The following is a 25,588-nucleotide window of genomic DNA, read 5'->3' as shown; positions in this document are numbered from 1 at the left end:
TGCATCCACTGTACCCATTGGCCCTGCCCCGGCCAGTCCCCGGCCGACGGGCGGTAGGAATTGCCCGACGAGCGGCTGGCGGCGAGGCCGAAAAGGTGATCGGGTTCACGCGCCGGCGGTCCGCACGACGGCGATCGCGCCGCGGCGATGCCCGGTTTGCTACGGCGCCGCCTCGACCCGGTTTCTGCCGTTGTCCTTGGCGTGATACAGCGCCGCGTCGGCGCGGCGTACCAGGGAAACGGCCCCCGTCTCGGCGGGCTTCAGCTGGGCCACGCCGAGACTGATCGAAAGCTGCAGTTCGGCGCCGCCGACCACCGGCCGCGCGGCTGCCACGCAGGCGCGCAGGCGCTCGGCCACCTGCAGGCCGCCCTCCAGGTCGGTATCCGGCAGCATCACCAGGAACTCCTCGCCGCCCATCCGGCCGAGCCGGTCGTGCTGGCGCAGCGCGCCCTGGCAGATCTGCACGATCTGCTCCAGCACCCGGTCACCAGCCGGGTGGCCGTGGTTGTCGTTGACGCGCTTGAAGTGGTCGATGTCGAACATGATCACGGCCAGCTCGCGATGGCTGCGGCGAGCGTCGTCGACCGCTGCGTGCAGCATGTATTCGATATGGCGGCGATTGGAGATGCCGGTCAACGCGTCGGTAAGCGCCAGCCGGTGCAGACGCCGGCTCTGGCGCAATTGCCGCCACGCCAGCCCCAGCATCATCAACAGCAGCACGCCGGCCAGCAGGATGGCCAGCCACTGCCAGCCGCGGACGCGTTCCAGCGCGACCAGTTGCTGCTCCTTGAGCGCCTTGTCGGCAGCCAGCTTGCGGTTCTCCAGTTCGCGCCGCTCGGTATCGAACTGCCAGCTCATCAGGGTGGTCAGCTGGGTCCTGGCCATGCGCGCCAGCGCGGCGTCGGCCTGCATCTTCAACCGGAGATCGGCCAGCGCAGCCGCCGGCCTGCCCAGGGCTTCCTGGTTCCTGGAGCGTTCGTCGTACAGCTCGGCCAGGTAGCGCATGTTGCGGCCTTGCTTGACGCTCGCCTCGGCGAGATCGAACTCGCGCGCGGCCAGCTCGTGCTGGCCCAGGCCCGCGTGCGCCTTGGCCGACTGCAACGCCAGCATGCCGGCGTTGGATTTGTCCGAGACGGCCTGGAACTCCTTCGCGGCCGCCTCCACCTGCTGCAGGGCCTCGGCGTAGCGCTGCCGGGCGTTGCTGCTCTCCGCCAGGGCAAGCAGGGCGGCACCCACGCTCTGCCGTGAACCGGTTTCATGCGCCAGCGCCAGCGCCCGCTGCAGCGGCGCGACGGCGCCCGCGGGGTCGCCCCGCTCGGTCGCCAGGAACCCCAGCTGCATCTCGACCACCAGCTGTTCCTGCTTGTCCTGCCTGCGCTGCGCGGACTCCATGGATTGGCGCAGGTAGTCGCCGGCTTTGTCGTACTCGCCCAGTCGCCGGTAGATGGTGGCGATGCTGGTGAGGTTGGATTGCGCGGCCGCCGTGTTGCCCACGGTTTCATAGAGACGCTGCGCCTCCAGGAAATCGAACAGCGCCTTCGCCTGCTCGCCCAGCAGCGACTGGGCGCTGCCGCGCCAGGTCAGCGCGTCGGCGATCAGGCGCGGGTTTTCCAGGCGCCGGGCCATCCGCACGCCGGCTTCGTAGTCGGGCAGCGCATCGCGCTCCGTGGTGAGCCGGCTCTGGTAGAGGCCGCGGCAGATGCGGAAGTTGGCCTCCACTTCCAGGTCACCCGCCCCTTGCGCCTGCTCGATGCCGCGGCCGGCGTAGGCGTAGCCGCCGTTGACGTCGTTGTCGAACGCCAGGAAGCAGTACATGTATTCGTAGCGGCGCTGCCGGTAGGGATCGTCGGGCGGCAGCAACGTCTCCAGGCGCTCGAGGGTCTGCCTGACCGCGGCCTGGGTATTGAGCGGGACGTCGCCGTTGTCCAGTTGCCGGATGAGCCGGTCGAACGCTGCCGCGTCGTGCGCCGCGGACGGCGCGGCCGGCGCCGCCGACGCGCATGGCATCACCGCCAGCAGCAACGCCAGCAAGCCGGGCAAACCGCGAAATAGTCCGGACAACACGCCCCCAAGAAAGTCGATTCAGACCCTCCGTGTCCGCACGGCCCACGCCGTCACTGCGTCATCGGCCATGTTCCGGAAAACCTGAGCAGACACGATCGCACCTGCGCGGCAGCCGTCCGGCAACGAGTGGACGCGAGGCAGGGTGCATCGTCTCACGACTGTCCGATGCCGCAAATGCCGCCGCGATCGCTTGCGCCATCGCGGTGCGGCCCGTAGAATCCGCGGTTCTCCGCCGGAGTAGCTCAGTTGGTAGAGCACGTCATTCGTAATGATGGGGTCGTAGGTTCGATTCCTATCTCCGGCACCAGTTGACGCAGAACACGAAGCCCCGGAAAACCGACGTTTTCCGGGGCTTTTCGCTTGCTTCGCTCGAACGGACGCCCCACGTTGCACTTTGCGGGCTCGGGCGACGGGGAGTCGAGTCAGAGGCTGGCCGAGCCATTGCTGCCGACCACGCGCAGCTCCTTCGGCAGGGCGAAGGTGATGTTCTCCGGTTCGCCGTCCAGCTCACGCACCTCGCCGGCGCCCCACGACTGCAGGCGGGCGATCACGTCGCGCACCAGCTTCTCCGGGGCCGAGGCGCCGGCGGTGAGGCCGATGCGGCTCACGCCGTCCAGCCAGCTGCGTTCGATGTGCTCGGCGCCGTCGATCAGGAACGAGCGCACGCCCTGCTTCTCGGCCAGCTCGCGCAGGCGGTTGGAGTTGGAACTGTTGACCGAGCCGACCACCAGCATCAGGTCGACCGCGTCGGCGAGCCGGCGCACCGCATCCTGGCGGTTCTGCGTGGCGTAGCAGATGTCGTCCTTGCGCGGCCCCTCGATGCTCGGGAACCTTGCGCGCAGCGCGACGATGATCGCCTTGGTGTCGTCCACCGACAGCGTGGTCTGGGTGACGTAGGACAACAGCTGCGGAAATGCCGGCGCCAGCGTGGCGACGTCCTCCACCGACTCCACCAGCAGGATCTCGCCGGCATTGGCCGGGTTCCACTGGCCCATGGTGCCCTCGACCTCGGGGTGCCCGGCGTGGCCAACCAGCACCACGCTGCGGCCGACGCGACCCAGCCGCGCCACTTCCATGTGCACCTTGGTGACCAGCGGACAGGTGGCATCGAACACCTTGAGGTGCCGCTGCTCGGCCTCCTCGCGCACCACCTGCGATACGCCGTGGGCGCTGAAGATCACGGTGGCGCCGTCGGGCACCTCGTGCAGTTCCTCGACGAACACCGCGCCGTCGGCGCGCAGCTTGTCGACCACGTAGCGGTTGTGCACCACCTCGTGGCGCACGTAGATCGGGGCGCCGTAGGATTCCAACGCACGTTCGACGATGGCGATGGCGCGATCGACGCCGGCACAGAAACCGCGGGGATTGGCGAGCAGGATGTCCATGGAAAACTCGTGGCCTTGTCCCTCCCCCTGCCTGCAGGGGGAGACGGAGGGTATCAAAAGCACCCCTCCCCAACCCTCCCCTGCAAGCAGGGGAGGGAGCTGATGCGGATTATCGCACGCCGTCCCCGGGCTTGCCGGCGAACAGGCCGAAGGCGATCAGCATCACGGCGCCGACGGTGATGCCGCAATCGGCGAGGTTGAACACCGGGTAGCTCCACTGGCGGAAATGCACGTGGATGAAATCGGTCACCTGCGCCGCATGCAGCCGGTCGATCAGGTTGCCGACCGCACCGCCCACGATCAGCGCCAGCGGCAGCGCGGTGCGCCAGTCGCGCCGCGGCGTGCGCGCCAGCCACGCCACCAGCACCGCGCCGATGATCAGCGCCAGCAGCACGAAGAACCAGCGCTGCCAGCCGGCGCCATCCGCGAGAAAACTGAATGCCGCGCCGGTATTGAACGCCAGCGTCCAGCTCAGGAAACCCGGGATCACCGGATGCGGCACACCGGCCGGCTGCAAGGCATGCAGCGCCCACCACTTGCTGAGCTGATCGAGCACGATGACCGCAGAGGACAGCCAGAGCCAGGAAAGTGCGTTGGGTTTGGGCGACATGGACAGGAGAACTCGGTGATATGACCAATTCGGCCCCTCCCCCTGCATCGCAGGGGGAGGTTGGGAGGGGGTGCTCTTGATCTTGATAGACCAGATCAAGAGCCTACCCCACCCCAACCCTCCCCTGCCCTGCAGGGGAGGGAGACAGGCTCGCAGGAGAAAGGAGAACAGCGGATTGCGTGCCGCCGCGGGCGGGTCAGAACCAGCGGCGATCCTCGCCGGGCCCTTCGATGTTGCCGATACAGCGGCCGCACAGTTCCGGATGTTCGGCATGGCTGCCCACGTCGTCGCGACGGTGCCAGCAGCGCACGCACTTGGACGCCTCGCTGACCGTGGCCGAAACCCAGACGTCGGCGCCTTCCAGTTCGGTCAGCACCGCATTTTCCGGTTGGCCGCCCGCCAGGTCGAGACGCACGTCGGAGGTGATGAAGAAGAATCGCAGCTCGCCGGCCGCAGGAGCGTAGCGCGCCACCGTGGCCTCGTCGGCGTGGATCGCCAGCTTCGCCTCCAGCGCCGCGCCGATCAGGTCGGCCTTGCGCATGCCTTCGAGCACGCGCGAGGCGGTGTCGCGGATCGCCAGCAGGTCGGTCCACCAGCGCCGTTGCTCCGGCGAGGCCTGGGTGGCGGCGAGGCCGTCGTACCAGGTTTCGAACAGCACGCTGTCGCTGCGCTCGCCCGGCAGCGCCTGCCAGATTTCCTCGGCGGTGAAGCTGAGGATCGGCGCCAGCCAGCGCACCAGCGCCTCGGCGATGCGGTACATCGCGCTTTGCGCGCTGCGCCGGCCGCGGCTGTCGGTGGGCATGGTGTAGAGCCGATCCTTGGTGATGTCCAGGTACAGCGCGCCCAGCTCGTTGGTGCAGAAGTTCTGCACGCGCGACACCACCTCGGGATAGTCGTAGCGCTCGTACGCTGCGGTCACCGCCTGCTGCACGTCGTACGCCTGCTGCACCGCCCACTGGTCGAGCGCCAGGCTGTCTTCCACCGGCAGCAGGTGCCTGGCCGGGTCGAAGCCGTCGAGGTTGCCGAGCAGGAAGCGCGCGGTGTTGCGGATGCGCCGGTAGCTGTCGGAAACGCGCTTGAGGATCTCGTCGGAGACGGTCATCTCGTTGCGGTAGTCGGCCGAAGCCACCCACAGGCGCAGCACGTCGGCGCCCAGCGTGTCCATCACCTTCTGCGGCGCCACCACGTTGCCCAGCGACTTGGACATCTTGCGGCCGTTCGCGTCCACCGCGAAACCGTGGGTGAGCACCTCGTCGTAGGGTGCGCGGCCGTGGATCGCCGACGAAGTCAGCAAGGACGACTGGAACCAGCCGCGATGCTGGTCGGAGCCCTCCAGGTACATCACCTTGTAGTGCGACGCCGTGCCCTGCTGCAGTTCCGGGCGCTGGCCGATCACCGCGTAATGCGTCACGCCGGAGTCGAACCACACGTCCAGCACGTCGGTGACTTTCTCGTAATCGTTCGCCTCGGCGCCGAGCAGCTCGGCCGCATCCAGCGTGAACCACGCGTCGATGCCGCCCTGCTCCACTTTCTTCGCCACCTGCTCCAGCAGCGCCACGGAATCCGGGTGCGGCTCCTGCGTGGTCTTGTGCACGAACAGCGCGATCGGCACGCCCCAGGTACGCTGGCGGCTGATGCACCAGTCCGGACGGCCGGCGACCATGCCGGCGATGCGTTCCTCGCCCCAGCCTGGCACCCAGCGCACGTTCCTGATCGAGGTGAGCGCGGTTTCGCGCAGTTGCGCCTGCTCCATCGAGATGAACCACTGCGGCGTGGTGCGGTAGATCACCGGCGTCTTGTGCCGCCAGCAGTTCGGGTAGCTGTGCTCGATCTTCGCGAACGCCAGCAGCACGCCGCGCCGACGCAGCAGTTCGACGATGGCGTCATTCGCCTTCCAGATGTGCATGCCGGCCAGTTCGAGGCCGTCGGCCGCCGGCGTGTCGGCGCGATAGGCACCATGCGACCCGATGTAGTTGAGCAGACCGATGCCGTACTCGCGCGCCACCACGAAATCCTCCACGCCGTGGTCGGGCGAGGTGTGCACCGCGCCGGTGCCGTCCTCGGCGCTGACGTGCTCGCCGAGGATCACCGGCACTTCGCGCGGGTAGAACGGGTGGCGCAGTTGCAGGCCCTCCAGTGCCTTGCCGTCGGCGTGGCCGAGCACACTCGCCTGGTCGAGGCCGTAGCGCTGCGCCGCCTTCTCGACCAGCGCACTGGCCACCACCAGCAGCACGCGCCTGCCGTCGCGCAGCGGGCCCTCGATCAGCGCATATTCCAGCTCGGCGCCCAGCGACACCGCCTGGCTTTCCGGCAGCGTCCACGGCGTGGTGGTCCAGATCGGGATGGCGGCGATGGCATCGCCGGCCTGCACGCCGAACTTCGCCGCCAGCGCCTGCGCGTCGACCGCGTCATACGCCACGTCGACCGCCGGCGAGGTCTTGTCGCCATACTCGATCTCCGCCTCGGCCAGCGCCGAGGCGCAGTCGAAGCACCAGTACACCGGCTTGGCGCCGCGCACCACGTGGCCGTTGGCGACGATGCGCGCCAGCGCACGCAGCATGTCGGCCTCGAAGCGGAAATCCATCGAACGGTACGGGTGCTCCCAGTCGCCGAGCACGCCGAGCCGCTTGAAGTCAGCGCGCTGGGTGTCGACCTGCTCGGTCGCGTACTCGCGGCACTTCTGCCGGAACGCGGCGGCGTCGAGCTTGTCGCCCGGCTTGCCGTACTTCTTCTCCACCGCGATCTCGATCGGCAGGCCGTGGCAGTCCCAGCCCGGCACGTACGGCGCGCGATGGCCGGCCAGCAGCTTGGACTTGACCACGATGTCCTTGAGGATCTTGTTGACCGCGTGGCCGATGTGGATCGGGCCGTTCGCGTACGGCGGGCCGTCGTGCAGGACGAACACGCTGTCGCGATGCGCGGTCTTCTGCTGAATCTGCGCGTAGCGATCGGCCCGCGTCCACTCCGCCAGCCAGCCCGGCTCGCGCTTCGGCAGGTCGCCGCGCATCGGGAAATCCGTCTGCGGCAGGTTGATCGTGCTCTTGTAATCGTGGGTCATTGCCTGGATGCCGTCACTGAGGTGTTGCCGCCCGCCAATCGACAGGCAAAGAAAGGAAAGTTAGTCGATTTCGACCCGAGCCGGAATGCCTGCACCCTCACGCCTCGGCCAGCCGCGGGTTCATGCCCAGCAGCTCGCGTGCGCGGCGCGCATCCAGCGCCATCTGCGCCTTGAGCGCTTCCAGCCCGTCGAATTTCTGCTCGTCGCGCAGCTTGGCGACGAACTGCACGGCCATGCGCTGGCCGTACAGGTCGCCCTCGAAGTCGAACAGGTGTACTTCCAGCAGCGGCTCGGCGACCTCGTTCACGGTGGGGCGCACGCCGAGGCTGGCCACGCCGGGCCAGCTGCACTCGCCCTCGCCCAAACCCACACGCACCGCGAAGATGCCCTGCACCGGGCTGACCCGCTGCGACAGGTGGATGTTGGCGGTGGGGTAGCCGAGCGTGCGACCGAGCTGGTTGCCGTACTCCACCTTGCCGTCGATCACGAACGGGCGGCCCAGCAGCGGTTCGGCCCCGGCAAACTCGCCGGCGGCGAGCAGGGCCCGCACGCGGCTGGCCGAGACGCGCGCACCGTCGAGCTGGACCGTCGGCATGGTGCAGGCGCGGAAACCGAGCTGCGCCCCCATGCGCTCCAGCAGCGCCACGTCGCCAGCACGTCCGTGGCCGAAACGGAAATCGCCGCCGACCCAGACCTCGCGTGCGGCCAGCCGCTCGACCAGCACCTGCCGCACGAAATCCTCGGCCGACATCGCCGTCAGCGCGCGGTTGAAGCGCAGCAGCAGGGCGTGTTCCATGCCGGCGGCGGCAAAGCCGCGCAGCTTCTCGCGCACGCTGGACAGGCGCGGCAATGGCGCCGGCGAGAAGAACGCCCGCGGCAACGGCTCGAAGCTCACCACCACCGGGCTGCAGCCGAGCGCCTGCGCGCGCTCGCGCACCTGGGCCAGCAGCGCCTGATGGCCGCGATGCAGGCCGTCGAACGCGCCGACCGCGATCACGCTGCCGCGCGGCGCCAGGCACGAGCCTGCGACATCCCGGGATAGTCTCATCATCGCGTGAGTATAACGGCCAGACCGGTGGCTTCATGCAGCCCGCAGGTCGCGCAGGCGGAAGCCGCCGGCGAACAACGCGGCCACGTAGCCAGTCCCGCCGGCCAGCACCAGCACGGCCAGGCGCCACAGCCGGGTCAGCACCGGCACGCCGTGGGTCCAGTTCGGCCACAACCAGCGGCCCGCCAGCAGCACCGCCACCATCACCGCGCAGGCCACCGCCAGCCGCAGCAGGTGGCGCGACCAGCCCGGCTGGCGCCGGTAGACGCCGGCCTTCTTCAGCCAGTGCCACAACAGCCACAGGTTCACGTAGGCGGCCACCGCGCTGGCCAGGCCCAACGCCATGTGCAGACCGGGCAAGCGGGCCAGGCCGTCCAGCCATGGCAGTTGCTTCAGCTCGGACGGCGCCCACAGCTCGAACAACAGCGCCAGGAACACCACGTTCAGCAACATGTTGGTCAGCAGCGAGGCCACCGCCGCGCGTACCGGCGTACGCGTGTCCTGGCGCGCGTAGAACGCGGGCAGCAGCACCTTGACCAGCGCGAACGCCGGCAGGCCGAAACTCAGCGCGGTGATCGACAGCGTCGCCATGTACGTGTCGTGCGCGGTCCAGTGGCCATGCTGGAACAACGTGGCCACCAGCGGCCCGGCCAGCAACAGCAGCGCGAACATCGCCGGCACCGCGATCAGCAGGGTGACGCGCAGGCCCCAGTCCAGCGCTCGCGAGAAGCCGACCGTGTCGGTGGTCACGTGGTGGCGCGACAGCGACGGCAGGATCACCGTGCCCAGCGCCACGCCGAACACGCCCAGCGGCAGCTCCAGGAAGCGGTCCGCCTGCGACAGCCAGCTCTGCGAGCCGACCACCAGCAGCGAGGCGATCACCGTGTCGAACAAGAGGTTGATCTGCGCCACCGAGGAACCGAACAGGGTCGGCACCATCAGCCGCATGATCTTGCGCACCTCGGGATGGCTCCAGCCCCAGCGCGGCAGGGTCAGCAGGTCCAGCCCGCGCAGCGCGGGCAACTGGAACAGCAGCTGCAGGATGCCGGCCGCCAGGATCGCCCAGCCCATCGCCATGATCGGCGTGTGCAGCCGCTTCGACAGCCACAGCGCGCCGGCGATCATGCACAGGTTGAGAATCACCGGGGTCAGCGCCGGCAGCGCGAAGCGGTGGAAGCTGTTCAGCGCGCCGCCGCACAACGCCGTCAGCGAGACGAACAGCAGGAACGGAAAGGTCAGCCGCAGCAGCTCGACGGTGAGGCCGAACTTCTCCGGCTGCTCGACCGCACCGGGCGAGAACAGCAAGGTCACCTGCGGCGCGAACAGGATGCCCAGCGCGGTGATCAGCAGCAGCACCCCACCCAGCGTGCCCGACACCCGCGCCATCAATTCCTTCAGCTGCGCATGCGTGCCCTTCTCCTTCACCTCCGTGAACACCGGCACGAAAGCGGTGGAGAACGAGCCCTCGGCAAACAGCCGGCGCATGAAATTGGGAATGCGGAATGCCACCCAGAACGCGTCGGTGGCGCCGTTGGCGCCGAACGCGGCGTTGATCGACATGTCGCGCACCAGGCCGAGCACCCGCGAGACCATCGTCATGCTGCTGAACGAGAGCAGCCCGCGGAGCATGCTGGGGGACTTCATGGGCGGCTGTTCTACCTTCGGCGTCGATCGCATGGGGCGCACAGTTTGACAGCCTGCGGCAGCGGGATCACGGCCCGGATATGGCAAAATGCCGGCACACCCACCCCGGCGCCCCGGCCCGACCGGGGTGCCGCCGCCCAAGTGATTGACGCACCGGTGAATCGACCGCATAATTGGCGTCTTTTTCCACCCAACCCAACACTGCATCCCGGAGTTCTACCTTGGCCAACATCAAGTCCGCGAAGAAGCGCGCGCGCCAGTCCGAACAGCGCCGCCTGCGCAACATCAGCGCACGCTCCATGGTCCGCACCGCCCTGAAGAAGGTCGTCAAGGCCGTCGAGGCCAAGGACAAGGCAGCTGCCGTCGCCGCGTTCGCCGCCGCCCAGCCGGTGATGGACCGCTACGCCGCCCGCGGCCTGATCCACAAGAACAAGGCCGCCCGCCACAAGAGCCGCCTCAACGCGAAGATCCGCGAACTGGCCTAAGCCGGGGCGCGACCCGCGTTGCAAGCAAAAGCCGGCGCAAGCCGGCTTTTTTGTGCCTTGCCCCGGTAGGGCGGGCACTGCCCGCCGGCTCTTGCCGGATAAATGCGAGGCGGCGGGCACTGCCCGCCCTACTCAACTCCTGCAGAGTCGGCGCACTACGCGGTACCGCCGCAAGTCACCGCCGCGGGCGGAACTCCAGCGGCATCGGCTGGCCCGGCCGCGCGGCGGCCGGCGGTTTCGGGCCGCAGGCGCCGCAGGTGCTGCAGCCGTCGCTGCAGTCGCCGGTGGCTTCGGTCGGCTGCAGGCGGCGGCCGAAGGCTCGCGCCAGCGCGCCGCGGCCGGGCTGGTTGAAGTGGATCGACGCGGCGGCCAGCCAGCGGTTGGTCGTTTTCCGGGCCAGCTTGCGCAGCACGATCCACACGCTGGCCAGCACCGCCAGGGCGATCACCACGTACTGCAGCAGCAGGCCGGCACTCATGGGCACCTCCTCACGTCAGCGCCCTCGTCACCTGGTAGACCACGAACGAGGCGGCGTAGGCCATCACGAACATGTAGCCGAACGAGATCGCCACGTTGCGCCAGGAATCGGTCTCGCGCTTGATGATCGCCAGCGTGGACATGCACTGCGGCGCGTACGCGAACCACACCAGCAGCGACAGCGCACTGGCCAGCGGGATCTGCCCCGCCAGCGCCTGCCCCAGCCCTTCCGCCTCTCCGCCGATCAGATAGACGGTGGCCAGTGCCGCCACCGCGGTCTCGCGGGCGGCAAACGCGGGGATCAGCGCCAGGCTGATCTGCCAGTTGAAGCCGATCGGTGCGAACACGTACTGCAGGCCGCGACCGATGTAGCCGGCGAAGCTGTAGTCGATCGCCGGCAGCGTCGCGCCCTCGGGCGCGCCGGGGAAGGTGGAGAGGAACCACATCAGCACGGTCAGGCCGAGGATCACGCCGGTCAGCCGCCTCAGGAAGATCATGCCGCGCTCGTACAGCCCGATCGCCACGTCGCGCAGCTTGGGCAGGCGGTAGGACGGCAGCTCCATCATCAGCGCGTGCTCGCTCTTGTCGCGGCGGATGTGCTTCATCACCCAACCCACCAGCATCGCGCCGAGGATGCCGGCCAAGTACAGCGCGAACAGCACCACCCCCTGCAGGTTGAACACGCCGAACACGTAGCGGATCGGAATGAACGCGCCGATCAGCAGCGCATACACCGGCAGCCGCGCCGAGCAGGTCATCAGCGGCGCGATCAGGATCGTGGTGAGCCGGTCGCGCGGGTCGGTAATGCTGCGCGTGCCCATGATGCCGGGGATGGCGCAGGCGAAACTGGACAGCAACGGGATGAACGAGCGTCCGGTCAACCCCACCGACAGCATCAGGCGGTCGAGCAGAAACGCCGCGCGCGGCAGGTAGCCGGATTCCTCCAGCGTGAGGATGAAGAAGAACAGCACCAGGATCACCGGCAGGAAGCCCAGCACGGTGCCGAGACCGCCGAAGATGCCGTCGATCACCAGGCTGTGCAGCGGTCCGGCCGGCAGCAGCGCGGCGACGTGCCCGCCCAGCCAGGCGAAGCCGTCGCCGATCAGGTCGCTCATCGGCTTGCCGGCGGCGTACACCGCCTGGAACACCAGGAACATCACCACCGCCAGGATCGCCAGGCCGAGCACCGGATGCAGCGTCCAGCGGTCCAGCGCGTCGTCGAGCTCGGCGGTGGCGCGCGGCATGCGTACCGTCGCGGCCAGCAGCTCGCGCACCTGCGCGTGCAGGTCGGCGCGGCTGGCAGCGTCGTCCGGCAGCACCGGCGCTGCCGGCGGCATCTCGCCATCGACCCGCTCGATCAGCGCCTGCGCGCCGCCGCGTTTCACCGCTACGGTCTCCACCACCGGCAGGCCGAGGCGACGCGCAAGCTCCGGCACGTCGATCGCGATGCCGCGCGAGCGCGCGGCGTCCATCATGTTCAGCGCCAGCACCACCGGCCGGCCCAGCCGCTTCACTTCCAGCACGAAGCGAAGGTGCAGGCGCAGGTTGGTGGCGTCGGCCACGCACACGATCAGATCCGGCGGCGCCTCGCCCGGATAGTTGCCGGCGCAGACGTCGTGGGTGATCTGCTCGTCCGGGCTGCTGGCGTCGAAGCTGTAGGCGCCGGGCAGGTCGAGGATCTGCAGTACGCGGCCGGACGGCGCGGTAAAGCGACCCTCCTTGCGCTCCACGGTGACGCCGGCGTAGTTCGCCACCTTCTGGCGGCCGCCGGTGAGCAGGTTGAACAGCGCCGTCTTGCCGCAGTTCGGGTTGCCGACCAGGGCGATGCGCAGGGTCGAGGCGCTCATGCCGCCACCTCGCTGCGTACGCTGACCCGGGCCGCCTCGGCACGGCGCAGGGCGAAACGGGTGAAGCCGATCTGGATCAGCAGCGGATCGCCGCCCATCGGCCCCACCGCCACCACCCGCACCGGCTCGCCGTCGACGAAGCCCAGGTCGCGCAGGCGCTGCGCGATCGGGTCCGCCGCATGCGCGTCGTGCACGCGGTCGACCACGGCGGGGGCACCCTTGGGCAAATCGGACAAACGCACAGGCCGGACTCTCAAATAAGAATAGTTCGCATTGTAGACCTACCTCCGCTCCGCTGCACCCTGCCCGATTGCCGCACGCTGCTGCGCTTATCATCGCGTTATTTGCCACCGGGACGATCCGATGACCGACTCCATCCTCAGCGAACGCCGCGGCGCGGTCGCCTGGCTCACGCTGAACCGCCCGCAAGTCCACAACGCTTTCGACGACGCGCTGATCGCCGCGCTGACCGACGCTCTGGCGGCCGCCGATGCCGACCCGGCCGTGCGCGTGGTGGTGCTCTCCGGCAACGGCAGCTGCTTCTCCGCCGGTGCCGACCTCCACTGGATGCGCGGCATGGCCGCCGCCAGCGAGCAGGAAAACCGCGAAGATTCGCTGCGTCTGGCGCGGCTGATGCGCAATTTGCAGTTCCTGTCCAAGCCGACCATCGCGCGCGTCAACGGCGCGGCCTACGGCGGCGGCGTGGGCCTGGTCGCCTGCTGCGACATCGCCATCGGCGTGGAGGGCGCCAAGTTCGCCCTGTCCGAGGTGAAGCTGGGCCTGGTGCCGGCAGTGATCTCGCCGTACGTGGTCGCCGCGATCGGCCTGCGCCAGGCACGCCGGCTGTTCGTCAGCGGCGAGGTGTTCGACGCTGACGAGGCGCAGCGCATCGGCCTGCTGCACGCGGTGGTGGCCGGCGACGCGCTGGACGAGGCGATCGAGCGCCAGTTGCACTGGCTGGCCAAGGCCGGTCCCGTGGCCCAGCGCGAAGCGAAGCAGCTGGCGCTGCGCATCGGCGGCACCGACCCGGCCACGGCCGAACGCATCGACGTCGCCAACGCCGAGCTGATCGCCCGCCTGCGCGTCTCGCCGGAAGGCCAGCACGGCCTCAGCGCCTTTCTCGACAAGCGCGCGCCGGCCTGGGTGGGGCGCCTGTAGGAGCACACCCTGTGCGCGATGCTTTTCGTTACATGACGAAGAGCCATCGCGCACAGGTGCGCTCCTGCAGGCCCCGGCGATCTGCTAGTTTTAGATGATTTGCACCGACACCAACGGCTCCGGGAACCCCGCATGTTCGAACGCGTACTGATCGCCAACCGCGGCGAGATCGCCTGCCGCGTGATCCGCAGCTGCCGCCGTCTCGGCATCCGCACCATCGCGGTGTATTCGGCGGCGGACAAGGACGCCCAGCACGTGCGGCTGGCCGACGAAGCCTGGCCGATCGGCGGCCCGACGCCGGCCGAGTCCTACCTGCGCATCGACGCCATCCTCGATGTCGCGAAGAAAAGCGGCGCCCAGGCCATCCACCCCGGTTACGGCTTCCTGTCCGAAAACACCGCCTTCTCGCGCGCCTGCCAGGACGCCGAGCTCGTGTTCATCGGCCCCGATCCGGAAAGCATCGAGGCGATGGGCTCCAAGGCCGCCGCCAAGCAGCTGATGGCCAAGCACGCCGTGCCGCTGGTGCCTGGCTACAGCGGCGACAACCAGGACAACGCCTTCCTCGCCGCGCAAGCCCGCCAGGTCGGCTACCCGCTGATCATCAAGCCCTCGGCCGGCGGCGGCGGCAAAGGCATGCAGATCGTGCGCAGCGACGCGGAATTCCCCGAAGCACTGGCCACCGCCCAACGCGTGGCGCAGGCCGCGTTCGGCGACGCCAGCATGCTGCTGGAACGCTACGTGGAGCATCCGCGCCATATCGAATTCCAGGTCTTTGGCGATCGCCACGGCAACATCATCCATCTGGACGAGCGCGAATGCTCGGCGCAGCGTCGCTACCAGAAGGTGCTGGAGGAAACCCCCTCGCCGTTCCTCACCCCGGAGCGCCGCCGGGCCATGGGCGAAGCCGCGGTGGCCGCCGCGCGCGCGGTGGACTACGTGGGTGCGGGCACGGTGGAGTTCATCGTGGCGCAGGACGGCACGTTCTTCTTCATGGAGATGAACACGCGCCTGCAGGTCGAGCACCCGGTCACCGAACTGACCCACGGCGTGGACCTGGTGGAATGGCAGCTGCGCGTCGCCAACGGCGAAGCGCTGCCGCTCACGCAGGACGAGGTGGCCTCGCATGGCCATGCGATCGAAGTGCGCCTGTACGCGGAAGATCCCGACCAGAACTTCCTGCCCGGCTCCGGCAAGCTGCAGACCCTGCGCCTGCCCGCGCCGTCGCGCCACGTGCGCCTCGACGGCGGCGTGGTCGAGGGCGACACGGTGACGATCTTCTACGACCCGATGATCGCCAAGCTGATCGTGTGGGATGCGGATCGCCCGCAGGCCCTGCAGCGGTTGCGCGAAGCGCTGGCGGCCAGCGAAGTCGTCGGGCCGAAATCGAACATCGGCTTCCTCGAACGGCTGGCGCGGCACCCGGCGGTGGTCGAGGGGCGCATCGACACCGGCTACCTCGACCGCCACCTCGACGAGTTCCTGCTCGGCGACGCGGCACCGGCCGCCGGCGTGCTGTTCGCCGCCGCCACCGCGGTACTGCTGCACGACGAGTCGCACCTGGCCAGCGCCGCCGCCGACCCGCATTCGCCGTGGGCCAGCGCCGATGCCTGGCGCATCGGCCATGCCGGCAAGCGCATCGTGGCGCTGAGCTGGCGCGAGCAGCGCTTCGAGATCGAGGCGCGTGGCCACGCCGGCCATTACCAGTTGCGTCACGGCGAAACGAACTGCGAGGTGCACGGCGCGCGTCTGCAAGACGACAACCTCAGCGCCCGTTTCGACGGCGAATCGCGGCGCACGCCGCTGCGCGTCGATGCCGCCCGCGTGCTGCTGCACGACGCCAGCGGCCAGCGCTACGGCTTCACCCGCGCCGCCGCGTTCGCGTGGGAGTCCAGCGACGCCGCCGGCGGCAACCAGGTCATCGCGCCGATGCCGGGCCGCATCGTGCTGGTGAAGGCAAACGCCGGTGACGTGGTCGGACAGGGCCAGGAGCTGCTGGTGATGGAAGCGATGAAGATGGAACTGGCCTTGAAGGCGCCACGCGCCGGCACCATCGAAAGCGTGAGCGCCACGCAGGGCGAATTCGTCGACGCCGACGCCGTGCTGATCCGTTTCGCCGACTAGTTTTTTGAGGCCCCTCTTCCCTCGGAAGAGGAGTTGGGGTGAGGGTTCGGGCAGGCCGTAAAGTTCACTTCGACCCCGCACCCTCATCCGCCCCTTCGGGGCACCTTCTCACCCACAAGGGAACTCCTTTACAGTCGCCGCAGCGAGAAGGACCTCACCTCCTTCGGAGTTTCCTCATGAACGCTTCCAACCACGTCCGCATCGTCGAAGTCGGCGCCCGCGACGGCCTGCAGAACGAGAAGACGCTGTTGCCGGCCGAGGTGAAGATCGCGCTGATCGACCGGCTCTCCGCCACCGGCCTGAAGACCATCGAGGCCACCAGCTTCGTCAGCCCGAAATGGGTGCCGCAGCTGGCCGACGCCGCCGAGGTGTTCGCACGTATCCGCAAGCTGCCTGGCGTCAGCTACCCGGTGCTGGTGCCGAACCTGCAGGGCTACCAGCGTGCGCGCGAAGTCGGCGCGCGCGAGGTCGCGGTGTTCACCGCCGCCTCGGAGGCGTTCAACCACAAGAACATCAACGCCTCGATCGACGAGTCGATCGAACGCTTCATCCCGGTGATGGAGCAGGCCCGGGCCGACGGGGTGAAAGTGCGCGGCTACGTTTCCACCGTGCTCGGTTGCCCGTACCAGGGCGAGGTGCCGGTGGCCGACGTGGTGCGCGTGGCGCACCGGATGCACGAGCTGGGCTGCCACGAAATCTCGCTGGGCGACACCATCGGCGTAGGCACCCCGGCCAAGGCGCGCGCGATGCTGCATGCGGTGGCGCAGGAAGTGCCGATGGCCGCGCTGGCGGTGCACTTCCACGACACCTACGGCCAGGCGCTGGCGAACATCCTGGCCTGCCTGGAGGAAGGCGTGCGCGTGGTCGACAGCGCCGTCTCCGGCACCGGCGGCTGCCCCTATGCCAAGGGCGCCACCGGCAACGTGGCCAGCGAGGACGTGGTGTACATGCTGCACGGCATGGGCATGCACACCGGCATCGACCTCGACCTGCTGATCGCCACCGGCGCCTGGCTGGCCGCGCAACTGCACAAGGAAACCGCCAGCCGGGTCACCCGCGCGCGCACCGCCGTCGGTTGAGCCGCCCGCGGTCCTCGTTCGACTCGTTATGATCGAAACCTTGATCGGCGAGGGGACGGAAATGATGCGCGCAAGCCCGATGATCCGGCGAACGATGGCGTTCCTTGTGCTCCTGCTGTGCGCGGTGCTCGCGCCCGCGGCGGCGGCCGACACCACGCCCAAGGGCGACTGGCTGCTGCTGCCCGAACGCGTGTGGACCGGTGACGGCGACGCCGCGCACAGCGGCTGGGCGGTGCTGGTGCACGACGGCGCCATCACCGCGGTGGGCCCGGCCGCGTCGATCCAGGCACCGGCCAATGCGCATCGCGTCGAGCTGCCCGGTGCCACGCTCACCCCCGGCCTGATCGACCTGCACTCGCATCTGTTCCTGCACCCGTACAACGAGACGCTGTGGAACGACCAGGTGCTCACCGAGCCGCAGGACTACCGCACGCTGCTCGCCGCGAAGCACGCGCGCGACACCCTGCTCGCCGGCTTCACCACGCTGCGCGACCTCGGCACCGAGGGCGCCGGCTACGCCGACGTGTCGGTGCAGCGGGCGATCGACGAAGGACTGATCCCCGGCCCGCGGCTGTTCGTGGCCACCCGCGCCATCGTTGCCACCGCCAGCTACGGCCCCGGCCCGCGCGGCTTCCGCCCGGACCTCGAACTGCCCGGCGGCGCGCAGGAAGTCAGCGGCGTCGATGCCGCGATGGCCGCGGTGCGCGAACAGGCCGCGCGCGGCGCCGACTGGATCAAGCTCTACGGCGACTACCGCGTCGGCTCCGACGGCGCCACCGCGCCCACCTTCACCCCCGCCGAGCTGAAGGCACTGGTCGACACCGCGCATCAGCTCGGGCGGCCGGTCGCGGTGCACGCGGCCAGCGACGCCGGCGTGCGCATGGCCGCGGAGGCCGGCGTGGACAGCGTGGAACACGGCTACGGCGCCAGCGAAGCCAGCTTCCGCCTGATGAAGCAGCGCGGCATCGCCTACGAGCCCACGCTCACCGCCGTCGAGGCCACGTCCGAATACTTCCAGCATTACGTGCCGGGCAAGAGCGAACCCACCGAGCGCATGCGCGAGGCGGAGCGCGCGTTCCGCACCGCGCTGAGGCTCGGCGTGACGATCGGCAACGGCAGCGACGTCGGCGTGTTCGCCCACGGCGACAACTGGCGCGAACCGGCCGCGATGGTGGCGTACGGCATGACCCCGGCACAGGCGCTGCACGCGGCCACCGACGTGGCGGCGAAGATCCTGCGCCAGTCGCAGCGTTTCGGCCGCATCGCGCCGGGCCTGGCCGCCGACCTCGCCGCGTTCAGCGGCGACCCGAGCGCGCAGATCGACGCCCTGCGACGTCCGGTGTTCGTGATGAAGGATGGCACCATCTATCGCACGCCCGCGGGCACGCCATGAACGCCTCCTTCCAGATCCGCCCGATCGAACCTTCCGACAACGCGGCGATCGCCGCGATCATCCGCACCGTGATGCCCGAGTTCGGCGCCGACGGCCCCGGCTTCGCCATCCACGACGCCGAGGTGGACACGATGTACCAGGCCTACGCGCAGCCGCGCTCGAGCTACTTCGTGGTCGAGCGCGACGGCATGGTGCTCGGCGGCGGCGGCGTGGCGCCGCTGGAAGGTGCAGAGCCGGACGTGTGCGAGCTGCGCAAGATGTACTTCCTGCCCGCGGCGCGCGGCATCGGCGCGGGCAGCGTCATGATGCAGCGCTGCCTCGACGCGGCGCGCACGCATGGCTTCAGGCGTTGCTACCTGGAAACGCTGACCGGCATGGATGCGGCGCAGGCGCTGTACAAGCGCAGCGGTTTCACCCCGTTGTGCGCACCGATGGGCGGTACCGGCCACCACGGCTGCGACCGCTGGTTCATCCGCGAACTGTGAGGTACTGCCGTGGCAACGCATGATCCGCGCATCGACGCCTATATCGCGAAGTCCGCCGAGTTCGCCCGGCCGATCCTCGATCACTTGCGCGCCCGCGTGCACGCTGCCTGCCCCGAGGTGGAAGAAGGCATCAAGTGGAGCATGCCGTTCTTCAGCTACAAGGGCGCGCCGATGTGCATGATGGCCGCGTTCAAGCAGCACTGCAGCTTCGGTTTCTGGCTGTCGAAGGAAGTCACCGGTGGCAGCAGCGAGGACGGCATGGGCCAGTTCGGCAAGCTCGCCACGCTGAAGGACCTGCCATCGGACAGGCAGCTCGCCGCCCAGCTGAAGAAGGCGATGGCGCTGAACGAAGCCGGGGTGAAGAAGGCGCGCCCGAAGGCCGCCGCGAAGCCCGCACCGACGCTGCCGCACGACCTGGCCGCCCTGCTCGCCAAGCGGCAGCATGCCGCCGCGCGCAAGTCCTGGGACAGCTTCCCGCCCGGCGCGCGGCGCGAGTACGTCGAGTGGATTGGCGAAGCCAAAACAGACGCCACCCGCCAGAAGCGCCTCGCCACCACGCTGGAGTGGCTGGCCGAAGGCAAGCGGCGCAACTGGAAATACGAGAAGTGCTGAGAGTCTGTCCATGATCCGCATCGCCCGCGACGAAGACGCCACCGCCATCCACGCGATCTACGCACCGTCGGTCAGCAGCGGCGTGGCCACGTTCGAGACCGAACTGCCTGGCGTGGACGCGATGCGCGAACGCCTGCGCGTGCGTCTCCAGCACTACCCATGGCTGGTCTGGGACGAGGGCGGCAAGGTGCTGGCCTACGCCTATGCCGGGCGCTTCCGCGAGCGCGCCGCCTACGACTGGATCGCCGAGACCTCGATCTACGTGCGCGCCGACGCGCAGCGCCGCGGCATCGCGCGCCGGCTCTACGGCGTGCTGCTGGACGTGATGCGGTTGCAGGGCCTGACCCAGGCGGTCGGCGTGATCACCCTGCCGGGCACCACCAGCGTGGCGATGCACGAAGCGATGGGCTTCGCCCCCGCCGGCGTGTGGCGCCAGTGTGGCTACAAGCTGGGCCAGTGGTGGGACGTGGGCGTGTGGCAGAAGGAGCTGCAGCCGGCGGCGAACTCGCCAACGGCAGTGACGCCATTCCCGGCGCTCGCCGGAACGTTGGGGCTGCGCGCCCTGCTGGAACGGGCCGCACAGCGCCCATGAAAACGGCGCGCCCGCAGCACGGGCGCGCCGTCATTTCGTGCCGGGCTTACTGGTTGAGCAGCAGATCGACGATCACGCCAGTGGCGATCGCCACCAGCAGGAAATCGCCGTTGTCGCTGCGTACCCAGTGATAGCCGCGCGGCGGTTCGCGCAGATGGTCGCGGCGCCAGTCGTACACCACGTAGCGGGTGCTGCGATATTCCACTGGCAGATAGCCGCCGCGCCGGTACCAGCCCTCGTGGCGGCCGCGATCGTGCCAGTTCTTGTAGTGGCCGTAGGCATGGCCGCGGCCGTGGCCGCGCCCCTGATCGTCGTCATTGTCGTAGCGGACATGACGGTAGCCGTCGTCATCGCGACCGCGACCGCGGTCGCCGTCGTCCCGTTCGTAGCGGTCATTCCCGCGATCGTTGCCGTTGCCATGGCCATGCCCTCGGCCGTGGCCCTGTGCCAGCACGGAGCCGCTGGCCAGCATCAGCATCGCACCCAGCACGGCAGACAGACTCACTAGCTTCTTCATGCGTTGCTCCCCAGACTCGGTGGAATGAACCCGCCCGCCGCCCCCGGCGCTGGCCGGTTCGTGCCGGCGGTTCGAAGCCACGATGGGCACCGCTACCCCAACGCGGCGTGAATCCGCCGCCATGGCGGGTTTCGCGTTCAGCCTGCAGCCGTGCGCGCCGGTCGGCTACCATGGCGTCCTTTCGGCACTGGCTACCCGAGGATTCCCCATGCAGCTCGAACAGGTCAAGGCAATCATCACCGGCGGCGCCTCCGGTCTCGGCCACGCGGTGGCGCGGCATCTGGTGGCGAACGGCGGCCGCGTCGCGCTGTTCGACGTCAACGAGGACAAGGGTCAGGCCGCCGCGAAGGAGCTGGGCGACGCCGCGCGCTTCTTCCGCACCGACGTCACTTCCGAAGAGGGCGTGGCCACCAACGTGGCCGCCGCGCACCACGCCATGGGCGGGCTCAACGTGGTGATGAACTGCGCCGGCATCCTCGGCGCCGGCCGCGTGCTGGGCAAGGAAGGCCCGATGCCGCTGGCCAACTTCGCCAGCACCGTGATGGTGAACCTGGTCGGCAGCTTCAACGTGGCCAAGGCCGGTGCGGCGCTGATGCAGGCCAACGAAGCGGGCGAGGACGGCGAGCGCGGCGTGATCGTCAACACCGCTTCCGTTGCGGCGTACGAAGGCCAGATCGGCCAGGCCGCGTATTCCGCCTCCAAGGGCGGCGTGGTGGGCATGACCCTGCCGATGGCGCGAGAGCTCTCGCGCTTCGGCATCCGCGTGGCGACCATCGCGCCGGGCATCTTCTGGACCCCGATGGTCGACGGCATGCCCGAGGCCGTGCAGCAGTCGCTGTCCGCCTCGATCCCGTTCCCCTCGCGCCTGGGCAAGCCGGAGGAGTTCGCGCAAACCGTGGCCTTCATCCTCGCCAACCGCTACATCAACGGCGAGACGATCCGCCTCGACGGCGCGGTACGGCTGGCGGCGAAGTAAGTGCACTCATCCATGAGCGCGAAAGTCAAAAAGCGGCCGTCCATGGCCGCACTCTTCAAACAAGTGCACCCGTCCATGGGCGCGAAAGTCAAGAAGCGGCCATCCATGGCCGCACTCTTCAAATAGATCACTACTTCCCGGGCACTTATGAAAGCTTCCGACGTCAAGAAAGGCAACGTGGTCGAACACGACGGCACCGTCTACCAGGTGCGCGACATCGAGCGCAGCGCGCCCACCGCGCGCGGCGGCAACGTGACCTTCCGCTTCACCATGTATTCGATCCCCGGGGGGCGCAAGTACGACCTCAGCCTGCGCGCCGACGACGACCTGAAAGAGATGGACCTGGTGCGCCGCGCGGCGAACTTCTCCTACATGGACGGCGACGCGTTCGTGTTCATGGATGCCGAGGATTACACCCAGTACCCGCTGTCGCCGGAACTGGTCGGCGACAACGCCGGCTACATCGTCGAGGGCGTCGAGGGTTACTACGTGCAGTTGATCGACGACGCCCCGGTCGGCCTGCAGGTACCCACCAGCGTGGTGCTCACCGTGGTCGACACCGCGCCGGAAATGAAGGGCGCCAGCGCCACCAAGCGCACCAAGCCGGCCAGGCTCGACACCGGCATCGAGATCCAGGTGCCCGAGTACATCAGCAACGACGAGAAGGTGTGGGTGAACACGCTGACCGGCGAGTTCGCCGGGAGAGCCTGACGCGTTTGCGAGAGTCCAGTGGACTCTCGCGGACCCGGCGTGAGGCTTGCGGCACGCGGTTTTTGCCATACTCGTTTTTCCCACTTCACCGGCTTGCCGCGCCCTCATGTCCTCCAGCGCCTACTCGCTACGCGCCCATGCGCTCGAAAGCCTGACCGCGATCAAGCGGCCCGACGTGCCGTGGCGGGTGGTGTTGCGCAATACCGCGGCGGTGATCCTGCCGCTGGCCGTGGGCATGGCAAGTGGCCATCCGCAGATCGGCCTGGGCGTGGCGGCCGGCGCGCTGGACACGATGTTCTCCGACCAGCCCGGGCCATATCGCCAGCGCATGCGGCAACTGCTGCTCGCGTCGCTGGCCGCCGGTTCGGCCGCGCTGGTGGGTTTCCTGATCGGCGGCCAGTTGCTGCCGATCCTGCTGGCCACTGCCGCCTGCGGCTTCTTTGGCGGCCTGCTGGTAGTGTTCGGCACGGATACCGCCCGGGTCGGCATGACCAGCATGATCCTGCTGGTGATCACCGCCTCGACGCCGACCTCCCTCGACCATGCGCTCGGCGGCGCCGCGCTGATCTTCGCCGGCGGCCTGTTGCTGATGGCGTTCTCGCTGGCGGCTTGGCCGTTGCAGCGCTACTGGCCCGAGCGCATGGCGCTGGCCAACGTCTACGCCGGCCTGGCGGAACTGGCCCGGCAACCGTCGCGCGACGAGGCCGAGGTACCCGCGCTGACCGAGGCGATGACCACGCTGCAACGGACCCTGCTCGGCCGGCACCGCGCGCACGGCCGCGCAATGGAAGCATTCGGCGTGCTGCTGGAACTGGCCGAGCGGATCCGGCTGGAACTCATCGCGATGGCAGAGCTGCACGCCGACCCGACCATCCATGCGATGTTCCGCGGCGACGCCGCGCGCGTGCTGGCGGCGATCGCCGAGGCGCTGGAACGCGGCGACTCGCCCGAGCGAGCCCAACGCGTGCTGCAGACCCTGCGCGCCAGCGAGCGCGCCCTGCTCGACGGCAGCGATCGGGCCTCCGGCCTGGCGGCGCACATCCACGCGCTGGCCGGCCAGCTGGCCGCCGCGGTGCGCAACGCCGACTGGGCCGGCAGTCGCGGCGAGCTGCGCGCCAGCGCGGCGGAAACCCGGCTGCCGCCGTCGCTGCGCAGCAACTCGCCCTGGGCCACCCTGCGCGCCAACCTCACGCCGCGCTCGGTGGCGTTCCGCCATGCCGTGCGCATGGCGGTCTGCCTAACGGCCGCGCTGTGGCTCTCGCGCCTGCTGCAGCTGCCGCACGGCTACTGGCTGCCGATGACCGCGGCGATCGTGCTGCGTCCGGACTTCGCCGCCACCTTCAACTTCGGCCTGCTGCGCGTGCTCGGCACCGTGCTCGGGCTGGTGCTGACCACCGTGCTGCTGCACGTCACGCCGGACGAGCCGTGGGCGCACCTGGCGCTGATGGCGGTGCTGTGCGTGGCGTTCCGCTATCTCGCCGGCGCGCACTACGGCATCGCGGTGGCGGCGCTGACCGGCGCGGTGGTGATCCTGCTCTCGTTCGACGGCGTGAACCCCGGCCTGGCGGTCTCCGACCGCGTGCTCAACACCGCGCTCGGCTGCGGCATGGCCCTGCTCGCCTACGTGGCCTGGCCGACGTGGGAGCGCGGCCGCGCCCGCACCGCGCTGGCGGTGATGCTGGACGCCTACGCCAGCTACCTGCACGCGCTGGCGCAGCCCGGGCAGACCGCGCTGCACAACGACACGCGCAGCGCGGCGCGCACTGCGCGCACCAATGCGCAGGCCTCGATCGACCGCATGCGCACCGAGCCGGCCACGCCGCCGGAGCTGCTGGCGCTGGCACGCGCGCTGTTCGCCAACGGCAACCGCCTGGCGCGCACCGCGATGACGCTGGAAGCCACCCTCGACGATCTTGCCGTGCTGGCCGAACCGGCCGGCGTCGCGCGCTTCGTCGAACAGGCAGCCGGCAACCTGCGCGCGATCGCCGCCGCGCTGCGCGAACAGCGCCCGACCGGCCCGCTGCCCGATCTTCGCGCGCTGCAGCGACAGCTGGTCGGCGCGACGCAGGAAGGCGGCGATCCCGCGGTCGCCGAGCTGCTGGCGCGGATCAGCGATCGCCTGGCCGACAACATCGACACCCTGGCCCACGTGACCTCGCGCAGTCCGCCGACGGCCGTCCACGGCGCGCCCGGCTAGCTCAGCGCCGCTGCCCGCTGTCCGTAACGTGCGCGAATTCGTACCGTCAGCGCCCGCCATCGATCACCATCCCGCATGCGGCGCTGCCTCGCGCCCCGTCGGGCGAGGGCCCATCCATCATGGAGACCACCGTCATCCCCCCGCAGGAACAAGACCACTCCAATCCGCTGCGCTTCGATAGACCGCCGGCCGGCCCCCACCTGCGCCACCTGCGCCGGCACCTGCCACCCGCGCTGATCGAGGACGCGCGCGTGCTGGCGGCGATCCGCGCCATCGAGGCCGGCTTTCCCACCGAACCCACCCTGGCCACGCTGGCGACGCAGGCCCGGCTCAGCCCGTTCCACTTCCACCGCCTGTTCGCCGAAGTGATGGGCGAGACGGTGAACGGTTACGTGCGGCGCGTCCGCCTGGACACCGCGGCGATCCTGCTGCTGGCCTCGTCACGCACGGCGCAGGAGATCGCGGTGGCAGTGGGTTACGGCAGCCTGGCGTCGTTCAACCACGCCTTCCGCCGCCAGTTCGGCTTGCCGCCCACCCGCTACCGCGAGCTGGCGCGCCAGGCGGTGGTGAACATTACGCCGGACGACCTGGAGCGGGCGCGACACGTGCGGGTGGAAACGCGGCCGGCGCTGCCCCTGGTCGGCGCCCGCTTCCACGGCAGTTACGACCAGGCCGAGCATTGCTGGCTGCGCTTCGCCGACCTGCTGCGCGGCTTCGGCATCGAACCCGACGACCTGGCCGCCCATGCGCTGATCCGCGACAACCCGGAGATCACCCCGAACGGCCTGATCCGCTACTTCTGCATGGTCGCCGACCCCGGCCTGCCCGATCCGCTGCCGGCGCCGCTGGAGCGCTTTACCGTTCCCGCCGGCCGCTACGCCTGCCTGCGCCACGATGGCCCCTATGCCGGCATCTTTCCGACCTATTTCGCAATCAGTCCGGTGTGGCTGCAGAAGCACGGCCAGCGCTTCGACATGAGCCCGGCGCTGGAACGCTACGAATCACCGCCATGGCGCCACGCGGGCGGCGAGCAATCCGTCACGGTGATGATCAAGCTGCTCTGATGCCGGCACACGGCGACAGCAATCCCGATCAAACGCTCGCTGCAATGAGCCGCCATAATCCGCGG

General features: G+C 69.3%; 22 protein-coding genes and 1 tRNA gene. 13 read left to right on the top strand and 10 right to left on the bottom strand.

The features are described 5' to 3' along the window. Nucleotides 1–159: 159 nt before the first annotated feature. Nucleotides 160–2,061 carry a diguanylate cyclase gene (locus tag R5H19_RS05295; RefSeq protein ID WP_318157902.1) on the bottom strand — a complete coding sequence of 634 codons (1,902 nt, stop codon included), beginning with the start codon at nucleotides 2,059–2,061 and terminating at the stop codon, nucleotides 160–162. A 234-nt stretch (nucleotides 2,062–2,295) separates the two neighbouring features. Between R5H19_RS05295 and R5H19_RS05290 the strand changes: the two genes are divergently transcribed. Continuing rightward, a tRNA-Thr gene (locus tag R5H19_RS05290) sits at nucleotides 2,296–2,371 on the top strand. Nucleotides 2,372–2,486: 115 nt separating this feature from the next. On the opposite strand, the gene ispH is transcribed toward R5H19_RS05290, so the two are convergent. The 5 genes from ispH to murJ all read right to left on the bottom strand — a co-directional run bounded on the left by ispH (nucleotide 2,487) and on the right by murJ (nucleotide 9,809). Continuing rightward, complete coding sequence (gene ispH, locus R5H19_RS05285; RefSeq protein WP_318157901.1) at nucleotides 2,487–3,449, bottom strand: 4-hydroxy-3-methylbut-2-enyl diphosphate reductase; 963 nt, start codon at nucleotides 3,447–3,449, stop codon at nucleotides 2,487–2,489. 109 nt (nucleotides 3,450–3,558) lie between these two features. Further along, nucleotides 3,559–4,059 carry a signal peptidase II gene (gene lspA, locus R5H19_RS05280; protein ID WP_318157900.1) on the bottom strand — a complete coding sequence of 167 codons (501 nt, stop codon included), beginning with the start codon at nucleotides 4,057–4,059 and terminating at the stop codon, nucleotides 3,559–3,561. Between the two features lie 196 nt (nucleotides 4,060–4,255). Continuing rightward, nucleotides 4,256–7,117 (bottom strand): isoleucine--tRNA ligase, encoded by a 2,862-nt coding sequence (gene ileS, locus R5H19_RS05275; RefSeq protein ID WP_318157899.1) that lies wholly within the window; start codon nucleotides 7,115–7,117, stop codon nucleotides 4,256–4,258. Between the two features lie 97 nt (nucleotides 7,118–7,214). Continuing rightward, nucleotides 7,215–8,168, bottom strand: a complete 954-nt coding sequence (locus R5H19_RS05270) for a bifunctional riboflavin kinase/FAD synthetase (protein ID WP_318157898.1) — start codon at nucleotides 8,166–8,168, stop codon at nucleotides 7,215–7,217. Between the two features lie 30 nt (nucleotides 8,169–8,198). Further along, entirely contained in the window at nucleotides 8,199–9,809 is a 1,611-nt protein-coding gene (gene murJ, locus R5H19_RS05265; RefSeq protein ID WP_318157897.1) for a murein biosynthesis integral membrane protein MurJ, read from the bottom strand. Nucleotides 9,810–10,030: 221 nt separating this feature from the next. Between murJ and rpsT the strand changes: the two genes are divergently transcribed. Next, nucleotides 10,031–10,294: a 30S ribosomal protein S20 gene (gene rpsT, locus R5H19_RS05260; protein ID WP_008435251.1), complete on the top strand. Its 264-nt coding sequence runs from the start codon at nucleotides 10,031–10,033 to the stop codon at nucleotides 10,292–10,294. Nucleotides 10,295–10,469: 175 nt separating this feature from the next. Here the strand turns inward: rpsT and R5H19_RS05255 are convergent, their stop codons facing one another. Genes R5H19_RS05255 through R5H19_RS05245 form a run of 3 tightly spaced genes read right to left on the bottom strand, consistent with a single transcriptional unit; the run spans nucleotide 10,470 to nucleotide 12,860 of the window. Continuing rightward, on the bottom strand, nucleotides 10,470–10,772 hold the full coding sequence (locus R5H19_RS05255) for a DUF6587 family protein (protein ID WP_318157896.1): 303 nt from the start codon (nucleotides 10,770–10,772) through the stop codon (nucleotides 10,470–10,472). Between the two features lie 10 nt (nucleotides 10,773–10,782). Next, complete coding sequence (locus R5H19_RS05250; RefSeq protein WP_318157895.1) at nucleotides 10,783–12,618, bottom strand: ferrous iron transporter B; 1,836 nt, start codon at nucleotides 12,616–12,618, stop codon at nucleotides 10,783–10,785. Further along, the gene (locus R5H19_RS05245; RefSeq protein ID WP_318157893.1) at nucleotides 12,615–12,860 is read right to left on the bottom strand and encodes a FeoA family protein; all 246 of its coding nucleotides are present in this window, start codon (nucleotides 12,858–12,860) and stop codon (nucleotides 12,615–12,617) included. The genes R5H19_RS05250 and R5H19_RS05245 overlap by 4 nt, the downstream gene beginning before the upstream one ends. A gap of 121 nt (nucleotides 12,861–12,981) precedes the next feature. Between R5H19_RS05245 and R5H19_RS05240 the strand changes: the two genes are divergently transcribed. From R5H19_RS05240 to R5H19_RS05210, 7 genes are all read left to right on the top strand, one after another. Continuing rightward, a complete protein-coding gene (locus R5H19_RS05240; RefSeq protein ID WP_318157892.1) occupies nucleotides 12,982–13,776 on the top strand; it encodes an enoyl-CoA hydratase-related protein in 795 nt (264 codons plus the stop codon). A gap of 132 nt (nucleotides 13,777–13,908) precedes the next feature. Next, complete coding sequence (locus R5H19_RS05235) at nucleotides 13,909–15,897, top strand: acetyl/propionyl/methylcrotonyl-CoA carboxylase subunit alpha (RefSeq protein ID WP_318157891.1); 1,989 nt, start codon at nucleotides 13,909–13,911, stop codon at nucleotides 15,895–15,897. 176 nt (nucleotides 15,898–16,073) lie between these two features. Beyond that, nucleotides 16,074–16,976 (top strand): hydroxymethylglutaryl-CoA lyase, encoded by a 903-nt coding sequence (locus tag R5H19_RS05230; protein ID WP_318157890.1) that lies wholly within the window; start codon nucleotides 16,074–16,076, stop codon nucleotides 16,974–16,976. Nucleotides 16,977–17,040: 64 nt separating this feature from the next. After that, on the top strand, nucleotides 17,041–18,369 hold the full coding sequence (locus R5H19_RS05225) for an amidohydrolase family protein (RefSeq protein ID WP_318158160.1): 1,329 nt from the start codon (nucleotides 17,041–17,043) through the stop codon (nucleotides 18,367–18,369). Continuing rightward, nucleotides 18,366–18,854 carry a GNAT family N-acetyltransferase gene (locus tag R5H19_RS05220; protein WP_318157889.1) on the top strand — a complete coding sequence of 163 codons (489 nt, stop codon included), beginning with the start codon at nucleotides 18,366–18,368 and terminating at the stop codon, nucleotides 18,852–18,854. Before R5H19_RS05225 ends, R5H19_RS05220 begins: the two co-directional genes overlap by 4 nt. A 9-nt stretch (nucleotides 18,855–18,863) precedes the next feature. Beyond that, the gene (locus R5H19_RS05215) at nucleotides 18,864–19,466 is read left to right on the top strand and encodes a YdeI/OmpD-associated family protein (RefSeq protein WP_318157888.1); all 603 of its coding nucleotides are present in this window, start codon (nucleotides 18,864–18,866) and stop codon (nucleotides 19,464–19,466) included. 10 nt (nucleotides 19,467–19,476) lie between these two features. Further along, nucleotides 19,477–20,058, top strand: a complete 582-nt coding sequence (locus R5H19_RS05210) for a GNAT family N-acetyltransferase (RefSeq protein ID WP_318157887.1) — start codon at nucleotides 19,477–19,479, stop codon at nucleotides 20,056–20,058. 46 nt (nucleotides 20,059–20,104) lie between these two features. Here the strand turns inward: R5H19_RS05210 and R5H19_RS05205 are convergent, their stop codons facing one another. Beyond that, complete coding sequence (locus R5H19_RS05205; protein ID WP_318157886.1) at nucleotides 20,105–20,575, bottom strand: RcnB family protein; 471 nt, start codon at nucleotides 20,573–20,575, stop codon at nucleotides 20,105–20,107. 208 nt (nucleotides 20,576–20,783) lie between these two features. Here R5H19_RS05205 and R5H19_RS05200 point away from each other — a divergent pair, with 208 nt between their 5' ends. The 4 genes from R5H19_RS05200 (at nucleotide 20,784) to R5H19_RS05185 (ending at nucleotide 25,523) form a co-directional block, all read left to right on the top strand. After that, a complete protein-coding gene (locus R5H19_RS05200; protein ID WP_318157885.1) occupies nucleotides 20,784–21,551 on the top strand; it encodes an SDR family NAD(P)-dependent oxidoreductase in 768 nt (255 codons plus the stop codon). Nucleotides 21,552–21,698: 147 nt separating this feature from the next. Beyond that, nucleotides 21,699–22,262: an elongation factor P-like protein YeiP gene (gene yeiP, locus R5H19_RS05195; protein ID WP_318157884.1), complete on the top strand. Its 564-nt coding sequence runs from the start codon at nucleotides 21,699–21,701 to the stop codon at nucleotides 22,260–22,262. A gap of 106 nt (nucleotides 22,263–22,368) precedes the next feature. Further along, nucleotides 22,369–24,459, top strand: a complete 2,091-nt coding sequence (locus R5H19_RS05190; RefSeq protein WP_318157883.1) for an FUSC family protein — start codon at nucleotides 22,369–22,371, stop codon at nucleotides 24,457–24,459. A gap of 119 nt (nucleotides 24,460–24,578) precedes the next feature. Further along, complete coding sequence (locus R5H19_RS05185) at nucleotides 24,579–25,523, top strand: AraC family transcriptional regulator (protein ID WP_318157882.1); 945 nt, start codon at nucleotides 24,579–24,581, stop codon at nucleotides 25,521–25,523. The last annotated feature ends 65 nt before the right edge of the window (nucleotides 25,524–25,588 follow it).

Source organism: Rhodanobacter sp. KK11, from assembly GCF_033345435.1.
In the GTDB taxonomy this organism is placed as follows: domain Bacteria; phylum Pseudomonadota; class Gammaproteobacteria; order Xanthomonadales; family Rhodanobacteraceae; genus Rhodanobacter.
The sequence above is the reverse complement of the archived record's forward strand: the minus strand, read 5'-3'. Positions and strand labels throughout refer to the sequence as shown.